This is a genomic window from Streptomyces lushanensis, assembly GCF_001700515.1.
Lineage (GTDB): Bacteria > Actinomycetota > Actinomycetes > Streptomycetales > Streptomycetaceae > Streptomyces > Streptomyces lushanensis.
The window spans coordinates 1-10,314 of record NZ_MAUD01000227.1; the positions used below are offsets into that span (position 1 = coordinate 1).

Sequence of the window (10,314 nt, forward strand, 5' to 3'; positions counted from 1 at the left end):
CGGTCTCGGCGAGCGCCTCGGCCATGTGCCCGGCGAGCTCTCCGGCGGCCAGCAGCAGCGTGTCGCGATCGCCCGCGCGCTCGTCAAGAGGCCGAAGGTGCTGCTCGCCGATGAACCCACGGGAAATCTGGACGAGTCGATGCGTGACGAGATCATGGAACTGCTGGAGGGCCTCTGGAAAGAGCACGGCCTGACGTTCATCATGGTCACTCACGACAGCGCGATCGCCCGCCGGGCCCCCCGGCTCGCCACGATCCGCAAGGGACGGGTCACGGTCACCGAGAACGCCGCGGCCTGAGCCGTACCGGCCGGACCGGGCGGTGGGGGTGCGGGTGCCGAGCGGCGCTCGCGCTGTGGTGCCTGTGCCGTGGTGCCTGTGCCGAGCGGCACGCTCGCACTGTGGGTGCCCATGCGGTGGGGTGCTCGTGCCGCCGTGGCACGAGCACCCCGTCCCGTCGTCCCGTCCCGCCCGGACGTCCCGCCAACTCGGGGGCGTCGCCCTCCTCGTACGCGTAGGTTCGGTCCATGCTGATCACCCTGGGAAGTCCGCCGTCGGACGCCGAGACAGATGCCTGGCACGCCGTGGTCAGCGCCGCACACGTCCGCGATCTGCCGGCCTCGGTGCCCGAGCCCAGCAGGGCTGAGACCGCAGGCAAGCTGCGGGTGCCTCCGCTGCACGGGCGTAACGTTCATCTCGCGATGCCGGCGCGGGACGGCTCGTACGAGGGCGTCGCCTCGCTGCTCCTGTTCACCGAGCAGGGCAGCAGACACACCGCCTTTCTCGACGCCCTGGTCGTACGGCCCGACGCCCGGCGGCACGGTGTCGGCGCCGCGCTCTGGGCTGCCGTACGCGCCGAACTCCTCGCGCGCGGGCGCACCTCGGTCTCGACCGTGCTCGAACTCGGTGGCGCGGGCGAGGCGTTCGTGGACAGCCTCGGCTTCACGAATGTGCTGCCGCTCGGCTGGTACGTCCTGCGCGTCCAGCAGGCGGTGGACGAGATCCCGCCGCCCGTGCTGCCCGACGGCTTCCGCTTCACCGACTGGTCGGGCGCGGTCCCCGACGGACCGGCCGAGTCCTTCGCCCGTGCCCACGCGGCGGCACGGGAGGCGCCGACGACGGTGCCCGGAGGGCAGCCGGACGAGCGCGGACCGGGCCCGGACGTGGCACGGGTGAGAGCCGCGGCCCGGGTGCTGGAGCGGCGCGGCGGAGCCGTCCTCACCGCCGCCGTGCTCGACACCGCGCACGGCGACGCCGTGGTGGCGTACACCGAGGTGGTGCTGTCCGATCCGGCCGACACCCGCGCGGTCCAGTACGACACGGTCGTCGTCCCGGGCCACCGGGGCCGCGGCTTCGGCAGGGCGGTCAAGCGCCATCTGCTGGGCAGGCTGCGCGAACTCCATCCCGCCGTACGGGAGATCACCACCACCGTCGCCGACGGCAACGCGTCGATGCTGGCCGTGAACGAGGCGCTGGGCTACCGCCGCGAGCGTCCGGCCGGGATCTTCCGTACCACGCTCTGAGCCGGCGACCGGCCTCTATCGTGGCCCTCGGGCCGGCCTGTCCGCCGGTCAGCCGTTCTCACGGGCCGCGACGGTCCGGATGGTCTCAGGGGAGGCGCTCCGTGCGGTCAGGACGCGGCAGCTCGGCAGAGCATCTTCCACGGCTGCGCCTGGACGAGCTGCTGGAAGAGCTTCAGATACGTATCGACGCGGTCCGCAGCACGCGCGACCGGGTGCACGGCCTGCTGGAGGCGGTGCTCTCCGTGGGCCGGGAACTGGATCTGCCGCAGGTGCTCCGGGGCATCGTCGAGGCCGCGGTGGTGCTGGTGGACGCCGAGTACGGTGCGCTGGGCGTGATCGGCGAGGACGAGAAGCTGTCGGAGTTCCTCACCGTGGGCATCGACGACGAACTGAGAGCGCGGATCGGCCCGCTGCCCAGCGGCCACGGTCTGCTGGGAGAGCTGATTAGGCATCCAGAGGCGCTGCGGATGCCGGAGCTGTCCGGCCATCCCTCCTCGTACGGCTTCCCGGCCGGGCATCCGCCGATGCACTCCTTCCTCGGCGTTCCGATCCGGGTGCGCGACAAGGTCTTCGGCAATCTGTACCTCACCGAGAAGCGCGGTGCCCAGGAGTTCGACGCCGAGGACGAGTCCGTCCTGTCCACGCTGGCGGTGGCGGCCGGTGTCGCCGTCGAGAACGCGCGGCTGTACGAGGAGGCGCGGAGCCGCGAGCAGTGGCTGGCCGCGAGCGCGGAGGTGACGAGCACTCTGCTGTCGGGCGGTCCGCGGGCCCAGGTGCTCGAACTGATCGTCGAGCGGGCCCGGCAGATCGTCTCGGCCGACCTCGGTCTGGTGGCCCTGCCGGTCGAGGGCGCGGGCGGACTCCCGGGCGAGCTGCGGACCGTGCTCGCGGTGGGCCAGGACGCACAGGCGCACGACGGGCTGCGGGTGGCGGACGGCGACGGTTTCGTCGGGGCCGCGTTCTCGGCCGCCGAACCGGTCGTGAGCACCGACATCGCCCACGATCCGCGTATTGGCGCGGGCGACACGAGATGGGCGGGACTGGGACCGGCGGTGGCGGTGCCGATGGGCGCCCGCGGTGGGGTGCGCGGGACGCTTCTGCTCGCGCGCGGTGCGGGACGACCCGCCTTCGGGGCAGGGCAGACGGTTCCGCTGCTCGGATTCGCCGGTCAGGCGGCGCTCGCCATGGAACTGGCCGAACGCCGCAGCGCCGCCGAGCAGATAGCGATCCTGGAGGACCGGGACCGTATCGCCCGCGACCTTCACGATCTGGCGATCCAGCGGCTGTTCGCGACGGGCATGACGCTCCAGAGCACCCAGAAGTTCGTCCGGCATCCGCAGGCCGCCGAACGGCTGGAGCGCGCGGTCGACGATCTGGACGACACCATCAAGATCATCCGTTCGACGATCTTCGGACTCCGTACGAAGGAGACGGGCCGGGCGGCCGAGGGAGTGCGTGCCCGCGTGGCCGTCTCGGTCGAAGCGGCGGCGGCGTCGCTCGGCTTCAGTCCCGCTGTCCGGACGGAGGGTCTGGTCGATACGGATGTGCCTCCCGCGATCGCCGACCATCTGATCGCGGTGCTGGTGGAGGCGCTGAGCAACGTCGCGCGGCACGCCCGGGCGACGGCCGCCGACGTACGGCTGGCCGTGGCGCCCGGTGAGCTGAGCCTGACGGTCGCGGACAACGGTGTGGGCTTCGGGCCGGAGGCCGCGCGCAGCGGGCTGAAGAACATCAAGGAGCGGAGCGTCGCGCTGGGCGGCTCCTTCGTCCACGACACCCCGCCGGGAGGCGGCGCGCGTCTGGTGTGGCGGGTGCCGTTGTCGGCGGCATCCGCGTCTGCGGATACGGCGGCGGATACGGCGGACACGGCGGCTGCCGGGCCCGGCGGACCGGACCGGGACTGAGACGGCGCAGGCGCGGCCCGCGCCGAGGACGCCTCAGCCGGGGGCGCCTCGGCGCGGAGGCGTACGCGCCCGCGCGAGGGCGGCGGAGGCCGGTGCGCCCTGCCGTATCCCGAGTTTCGGCAGCAGACGCGAGATCCGGTCGCTGACGGTCCTCTCGGTGAGAGAGAGCCGCCGCCCGATCTGGCGGTCGGTGAGCCCGTCGCCGACGAGCCTCAGCATGTGCCGTTCCTCCGGGGAGAGCACGGCTGGAGCCGACGCGCCGGGCGCGCCGGGCGGCCCGGTCCCGGCGGCGGGCGTCCGTGCGGGCAGCCCGCCCAGCAGCCGCGCGGTGGCCGCCGGATCGAGCAGGGACCGGCCCGAGGCGACGGCCCGGACGGCGAAGACGAGGGCGGAGTCCTTGATCTGCTTGAGCACATAACCGGACGCACCGGCCAGGACGGCGTTCAGCAGCGCGGTGTCGTCGTCGAACGAGGTGAGCGTCAGCCACGCCAGACCGGGCATCCTCGACCGCAGCTCCCGGCAGGCCGTGATGTCGTCGGCGTCGGGCCACCGGACATCCAGCACCGCGACGTCCGGAACCGGTGACGGAGGACGGACCAGCGCCTCGCCCACCGAGCCGGCGTCGGCGACGACGCGGATGTCGGGTTCGGCGTCGAGTACGTCGCGGAGCGCGTGCCGGACCGTCTGAGGGCCGTCGACGAGGAGCACCCGTATCGGATGCCCGGACGAGAACGTACGGGGTGCGCTCATAAGGATTCCTCGGTGCTTCCCGGCAGACGAATCGTCCCGCGATCCCGCGATCGTCGCGCGACGGCCCCGCCGGCACCAGGGCCGTAGGGTCTCCGGCCGCTCCCGTCCGGGGGCCGAACGGCCTCTTTCCCGCCCGCCGGGCCGGACCCGGACCGCCGGCCCGGCGCGGCGACCGCGTGTCGGGAGCCGGGTTGCGTCGTTGGTCGGGGTGCGTGCCGGTTTGTCCGGCGGGCGTGATCGGTGGCACCGGGACGCGGTCCCGGACGAAGGAGGAGCGCGATGAGCACGGAGACGCGGGGCACCGGCCGAGGTGCGGCGGGTGTGGGTGTGGGTGTGCGGGCCGCGGTGCTGGGCGCGGTGGCCGGTGCGGCACTGCTTCCGGCCGGCGCGGCCCACGCGAACGTCGTCGGGATCGGGAACGCGGTGTTCGGCAACACGTGCGTCAGCCAGGGCGGTGCCCGCGCGGCGGGCTCCACGGTGGCCGGGAGCGGGGTCGCGAGCGGCAACGAGGCCGGTCTGCCACTGAGCCTGCCGCGCAACCACTGCGGCAACAGCGGCATCATCTGTACCGCCCTGTTCAGGTCGAGCGTGTGAGGAGCCACCAGGTGCGACGGATGTCCGGCCGGGCGAGGTGACGGTGGCGGTGGACGACGCGCCGGTGGAGGAGCGGGCGGTGACCGCGCTGCTGGCCCTGAGCGGGCGGGCGCTGTCCCTGCTGCGGGAGTGGGTGGCCGGGGATCCGGACTGCGGTGTGGCGCGGGCGCTGCTGACGCTGGCCACCGCCGACCGTCTGGACGACGCCGTGCTGAAGGAGCAGCTGGTGCGCGCCCACCGGGACGCGCGCGCCGTCGGTGAGCGGCAGGCGAGCCTGGTGTACGGGGTGTTCCTCCATACGCACCGGCAGTACCGGCTGACGGCCGATCATCTGGTGGGGCACTTCGCCCGGTGGCCGGGCGACGAGCCGGCCGGCCTCATGCTGGGCGCCTTCTCCTCCTGCGGGGACGCCGCCTACCGCGCGCGGGGCGATGCCTTGACGGAGCGGCAGTCCGCGCTGGCCGGCCCGGAGAACTGGCCGTGGACGAGCTGGCTCGCCTCGACCAGGGCGGAACAGGGCCGGGTACGGGAGGCGCGCGAGCTGGCCGTACAGGCGCTGGCCCAGTATCCCCGCTCCGGTGTGGCCGCGCACGCCCTCGCGCACGCCGACCACGAGCTGGGAGCCGGCCCCGCGTCCGTCGCGTTCCTGGACCGGTGGCTCGCGGCGGACCCGCACGCGGTGCAGTTACGGCATCTGAACTGGCACGCCGCGCTCCAGTCGATCGCCTGCGGCGACTTCCCCGACGCGCGCCGGCGCGCGGACGCGGCGCTGGCGCGTGCGGATGTCGGCATGCGGGCCGCGACGAACTGGCGTCTGCTGCTGGCCGGGCAGACACCGGCCGGCCGGAGCGACCCGGCGCACGTACGGGAACTGCTCGCCGCGCCCGGCGGGATGGCGGAGGTCTTCCACACCTTCAACCTGGCCCTGGCCCTGGCCGTGGAGGCCGCGACCGAGGACCTGCACCGGCTGGCCCGCCGCGCCGCCGCCGACGAACGCCCCGACTACCGCGAGGTCCTGGCCCCCGTGGTCCTCGCCCTGGCGGAGATCACCGCGGGCCGCCCCGGCGCGGCGGTGGACCTGCTCGGCGGCCTCGGCGAGCAGACGGAGCGGATCGGCGGAGTGCGGGTGGAGCGGGAGATCGTCCAGGACACCCTGGCCCGCGCCCTGGTGGACGCGGGCGAGCACGCCCGCGCGGCGGGCCTGCTGCACCACCGCACCGCCACCCGTGGCCACCACACCTACGAGGACCTCCTCCTCGCCGCCCGCGCCCCGGCCCCGGCGGCCGGTCCCCGCTGAGCCCAACCGGCCCTCGGGCCGGTGCCGTTCGGCCCTGCGGGCGGGACCGTCGGGCCGCAGCGGTGCGGGCCGTGGCGGCGGGACATTGGAGCCGCACACCGGACCACCGGGACACCGCTCCCGCTCCCGCCCAGCCCGCTGAAAGGGATGACCGACATGGCAGTTCACCAGACTCCCCGTCACACCAGGTTCCGCTCGCTCACGGCGCACGGGCGGCCCACGACGGCCGTCCCGGCCGAGGGTGTCCAGCCCCGGGCCGCTGTCACCGGGTGGCTCGCCCGGGGCGCCGCCGTCGTACGGATTCTGCTCGGGTTCGTGTTCCTCTGGGCCTTCTTCGACAAGACCTTCGGCTGGGGCTACGCGACCGGGTCCGCCGGCGCCTGGGCCGACGGCGGATCGCCCACCGAGGGCTTCCTCGGCAACGTCGCCGTGGGGCCGTTCCGTTCGACCTTCCATTCCTGGGCCGGGGACGCCTGGGCCGACTGGCTGTTCATGCTCGGTCTGCTCGGTATCGGCCTCGCGCTCACCGCGGGCGTCGCGCTGCGGCTCGCGGCCGTCGCGGGCACCGTGATGATGGCTCTGATGTGGGCCGCGGAATGGCCGCCGGCCAGGCATCTCGCCGACGGATCGCCCAGCATGTCCTCGAACCCGGTCGTGGACTACCACGTCCTGTACGCGGCCGTCATGATCGTTCTCGCCCTCGCCGCCGCGGGCCGCACCTGGGGGCTCGGCGGGGTGTGGCGGGAACTGCCTTTCGTACGAGGCAGCCGCTGGCTCCACTGAGCCGTCGCTCCACCGTTCCGCTCGGCGCGGCACACGGCCGGGGTGCGTCACCGCACCCCGGCCGATCCACGTCCTCGTACTGCCGTCGCGCCCCGTCGCGCGCCCCGCCCGCCGCCGTCGTGGCTCCGGTCGGGGCGTTCCGGTCAGTGCGTACCGAGGCCCGCCGGAACGACGAACACCGGGCAGCGGGAGCGGTGCAGCAGGGCGTGTGCCGTCTGCTCGTGGCGCGAGCCGCCGTTCCCGTGCCGGTTCCCGTTCCCGTGCGGGTGGTGTGCGATGACGACCACGCACGCGTCGGCGGTGGCGGCGATCAGGCTGTCCGCCGACCGTACGGGCGGACGGTAGAGCGGGGTGTGGACGAGCCGCAGCCGCACACCACGGCGCGCGGCCTCCTCATGGGCGAAGACGGCCGCCTCGATGTCCGCGTCCGTCTCGACGGCGAGCAGGACGTCGCCCGTCCTCGCGTGGTACGGGAGATGCCCCGCGCCGACGACCAGCAGCGGGCAGCGCGTACGTTCCACCACCCGGCGGGCCACCGACGGCGAGGCCAGCGAGGCGAGGCCGCCGAGGGCGCGGGTGCCCACGACGGTGAGCGCCGCGCGTTCGCCCTTGCGCGCCAGCGCCTCCGCCGGATCGGCGGCGACGGCGCTGAGACGCATCGTCAGATCGGGGTGGCGCGTACGGACACGGGCGGCGGACGTGGCGAGCAGCGGGCCCGCCACGTCCGGATCCGGTACGGCGCAGACGATCTCCAGCGGCACCGACCGGCGTACGGCCTCCTCGACAGCCGCGTCCTGCGCGCGTGTTGAGATGATCGAACCGTCGATGCCCACGACCACATGGCGTTCGGACATGTGTCTTCCCCTCTTCCGCTGTTGCCCGGCCGACCCGTCCGCGGACGGTCACGGGCATCAGCGTCCGATCTCCGGCCGGGCCGAGGGCAGGGGCCGACCGGGCCCAGGGGAGCGCGACTCGGCCCCTAACGGCGCGCGGCCTCCCGGACGACGTCCGGCGGCCCCGGCCGGGGGGCGCGGAGCGCCAACGGCCGCGTGTCGGGGGTCAACCACCGCGTGTCCGGGGCCATGGGCCGCACGTCCGAGGTCAACCACCGCACGTCCGAGGTCAACCACCGCATGTCCAGGGCTATTGGCCGCGCGTCCGGGGCCAACTACCGCACGTCGAGTGCCCCCGGCGTCGGGTCGCTCACCTGGGGCCGTCCTCGCCCAGCACCGTCAACAGGTCACCTTCGCAGCGCAGCGCCGCCGTCCGCAGGGCCGCGATCCTGGCCCGCTGTTCGTCCGCGGGCAGTGCGCGCAGCGCGTCCCAGGCCGGACCGGCGAGCCTGCTGGCGTCGGCGCGCAGCTCGCCCGCTCCGGGCAGCGGCTTGAGCTCGCCGGTGAACCAGGCGGCCGACACCGTGCGCGCGGCCAGCTCCCGTACGGCCTTCGTCCTGTCGTACCGCCCTTCCTCCTCCTCGGTCGGATACGACCTGAGCGGGACGACACAGGGCGCCGTACCGGCCCCGGCCAGCAGGCCGCGCAGAACCTCGTCCTCCGTGGCACCGCTCAGCGCCTGCGCCTCGAAGTCGACGGGGACGAGACCGGCGGGCTGCGGCGGCGCCTGCGGCTGCCAGGTGCCGGGCGGCCACGCGGGGACCGTCTCGCGCACCGCCGACGGCGGATCCGGCAGCCCGGCGAGCAGCCGCAGCGCCTTCTCGCCGGGACTCTCCCCGTTCTCGCGGCCCGTGGGACCGGCGAGCGTGACCAGTTCCCGTTCGTGCACCCATGTCACACAGACCGGGCCGTCGCACACCAGCGCCGTCGCCGCCTTGTCGACGACGAAGTTACGGTCCGCGTGCGCGGGCAGCAGCGGCACCGCGACCGCCGCGCCCAGCACCACGGGCAGCAGCGCGAGCAGCCGTGCGCGCGGCTTCCCCGCCACCAGCAGCAGGAAACCCGTGGCGGCGAGACCGAGCAGCCAGACCGCCTGTCCGGCGTTGACCCGCCAGGCGACGGTCAGGAACGTGCTGTGCACCTCGGTCAGCGACGGCGACAGCAGCACGATCCGGTTCGGGAACATGCCCGGTGTGACCGCGTCATGGACGAGCACCACGGCCATCAGCGTCGCCATCGCGAGCGCCGGTGGCGTCAGCGCGGACGGCAGGGTCCTGGCGACCCCCATCCCCAGCCAGGCCGCGGCGACCAGCGCCAGCGCGCCGACGATCAGGATGGGCAGCCAGCGGAGATGCGCGTAGCCCTCGTTGCCGATCACCTGGACCCCGCCGTAGAGGAAGACCAGCAGATAGGCGACGGCGAGCGTGAGCGCCGGCGCGCCCGCGGTCCTGGCGGAGCGCTGCCAGGTGGGACGGGACGTCGTGCCGAGGAGTTCGGTCATACGGGAGCGGTGGTCCCGCAGCCCTTGTACGGCCCCGGCCGCCACGGCCAGCGGCCAGAGGAACGCCATCAGATACCGCTCCCACCAGGCGGTGGACGTCCACTGCGCGGTCCAGGACTCGGCGCCCTCTGACCACGGGCCGCCGCCGAACAACTGGAGGAGGGCGATCGAACCGAGCAGGAGCAGGGCACCGGGCCACAGAGCGGTGGAGCGACGGAGTTCGATCCGCAGGATCCGCCCTCGGGGCAGGCGGCGGCGCGGACCCGGAGCCCCGGTGCTCCCGGCGGTCGCGGTCCGCGCCGGGTTCTCGGCGTGGGAGGGTCGCGCGGGCTGGGACGCCCCCGCAGGCGACGGCCCTGTGGGCCGGGCCGCTCCCGTGGGCTGTGACGGCCTGGATGGCTGTGACGGCTGTGACGGGTTCACCAGGTACCTCTTCCCGGCTCCGAGCGCATGAGCAGCGCCGCGTAACCACGTTCGATCGGACTGTCGCCCGGGTCCTCGGGCCCGCCCGCGTCGGCGAGTTGGTCCGGCGTACCGCTGAACACCGTCCGGCCCTCGGCCATGAGCAGCACATCCGTACAGGCCGCAGCCACGTCCTCGACAAGATGCGTGGAGACGACGACACAGCTGTCGGTACCGAGCTGGTGGAGCAGTTCACGGAAGCGCAGCCGCTGCGCCGGGTCGAGTCCGGCCGTCGGTTCGTCGAGCAGCAGGATCCGCGGATCGTTGACGATCGCCTGGGCGATACCGGCGCGTCGCACCATGCCGCCCGACAGCGACTTCATCCGGTGGTCGGCGCGGTCCGCGAGGCCGACACGCTCGACGGCACGCTGTACGGCGCCGGGGATCTCCGTGGCCGGGACCTCCTTGAGCCAGGCCATGTACTCGACGAACTCGCGCACGGTGAAGCGCCGGTAGTACCCGAACTCCTGCGGCAGATAACCGATCCGGCGCCGCAGTTCGCGGCGGCCCCTCTGCGCGTCGGCGGAGGCGCCGAGCAGTTCGAGGGAGCCGTCGGACGGCCGCAGGACGGTGGCGAGGGCGCGGATGAGGGTGGTCTTGCCGGCGCCG

Annotated in this window: 10 protein-coding genes; 6 read left to right on the top strand and 4 right to left on the bottom strand. The window is 74.1% G+C overall.

Annotation, left to right across the window (positions count from 1 at the left end):
- From BFF77_RS19345 to BFF77_RS19355, 3 genes are all read left to right on the top strand, one after another.
- The coding region (locus BFF77_RS19345) for an ATP-binding cassette domain-containing protein (RefSeq protein ID WP_141698467.1) at positions 1–298 on the top strand (298 nt) is incomplete at its 5' end.
- A 227-nt stretch (positions 299–525) separates the two neighbouring features.
- A complete protein-coding gene (locus tag BFF77_RS34590; RefSeq protein WP_066951358.1) occupies positions 526–1,521 on the top strand; it encodes a GNAT family N-acetyltransferase in 996 nt (331 codons plus the stop codon).
- 101 nt (positions 1,522–1,622) lie between these two features.
- Positions 1,623–3,425 (top strand): sensor histidine kinase, encoded by a 1,803-nt coding sequence (locus BFF77_RS19355; RefSeq protein ID WP_079125305.1) that lies wholly within the window; start codon positions 1,623–1,625, stop codon positions 3,423–3,425.
- Positions 3,426–3,458: 33 nt separating this feature from the next.
- Here BFF77_RS19355 and BFF77_RS19360 read toward each other — a convergent pair whose 3' ends face one another.
- The gene (locus tag BFF77_RS19360) at positions 3,459–4,175 is read right to left on the bottom strand and encodes a response regulator transcription factor (RefSeq protein ID WP_066951360.1); all 717 of its coding nucleotides are present in this window, start codon (positions 4,173–4,175) and stop codon (positions 3,459–3,461) included.
- Positions 4,176–4,454: 279 nt separating this feature from the next.
- On the opposite strand from BFF77_RS19360, the gene BFF77_RS19365 reads away from it, so the two are divergent.
- The 3 genes from BFF77_RS19365 to BFF77_RS19375 all read left to right on the top strand — a co-directional run bounded on the left by BFF77_RS19365 (position 4,455) and on the right by BFF77_RS19375 (position 6,849).
- Complete coding sequence (locus BFF77_RS19365; RefSeq protein ID WP_066951363.1) at positions 4,455–4,769, top strand: chaplin family protein; 315 nt, start codon at positions 4,455–4,457, stop codon at positions 4,767–4,769.
- A 49-nt stretch (positions 4,770–4,818) separates the two neighbouring features.
- Entirely contained in the window at positions 4,819–6,066 is a 1,248-nt protein-coding gene (locus BFF77_RS19370) for a tetratricopeptide repeat protein (protein ID WP_245703591.1), read from the top strand.
- Between the two features lie 156 nt (positions 6,067–6,222).
- The gene (locus BFF77_RS19375) at positions 6,223–6,849 is read left to right on the top strand and encodes a DoxX family membrane protein (protein WP_066951373.1); all 627 of its coding nucleotides are present in this window, start codon (positions 6,223–6,225) and stop codon (positions 6,847–6,849) included.
- Between the two features lie 143 nt (positions 6,850–6,992).
- Here BFF77_RS19375 and BFF77_RS19380 read toward each other — a convergent pair whose 3' ends face one another.
- The 3 genes from BFF77_RS19380 to BFF77_RS19390 all read right to left on the bottom strand — a co-directional run.
- Positions 6,993–7,703 (bottom strand): universal stress protein, encoded by a 711-nt coding sequence (locus BFF77_RS19380; RefSeq protein WP_245703592.1) that lies wholly within the window; start codon positions 7,701–7,703, stop codon positions 6,993–6,995.
- 349 nt (positions 7,704–8,052) lie between these two features.
- On the bottom strand, positions 8,053–9,396 hold the full coding sequence (locus BFF77_RS19385; protein ID WP_245703593.1) for a hypothetical protein: 1,344 nt from the start codon (positions 9,394–9,396) through the stop codon (positions 8,053–8,055).
- A gap of 266 nt (positions 9,397–9,662) precedes the next feature.
- Positions 9,663–10,314: ATP-binding cassette domain-containing protein (locus BFF77_RS19390; protein WP_066951370.1), on the bottom strand; the 652-nt coding region annotated here is incomplete at its 5' end.

Coding starts and splice junctions, on each gene's coding strand:
- BFF77_RS34590 (WP_066951358.1), top strand. CDS start 526: ATGCTGATCACCCTGGGAAGTCCGCCGTCGGACGCCGAGACAGATGCC.
- BFF77_RS19360 (WP_066951360.1), bottom strand. CDS start 4,175: ATGAGCGCACCCCGTACGTTCTCGTCCGGGCATCCGATACGGGTGCTC.
- BFF77_RS19365 (WP_066951363.1), top strand. CDS start 4,455: ATGAGCACGGAGACGCGGGGCACCGGCCGAGGTGCGGCGGGTGTGGGT.
- BFF77_RS19375 (WP_066951373.1), top strand. CDS start 6,223: ATGGCAGTTCACCAGACTCCCCGTCACACCAGGTTCCGCTCGCTCACG.
- BFF77_RS19380 (WP_245703592.1), bottom strand. CDS start 7,703: ATGTCCGAACGCCATGTGGTCGTGGGCATCGACGGTTCGATCATCTCA.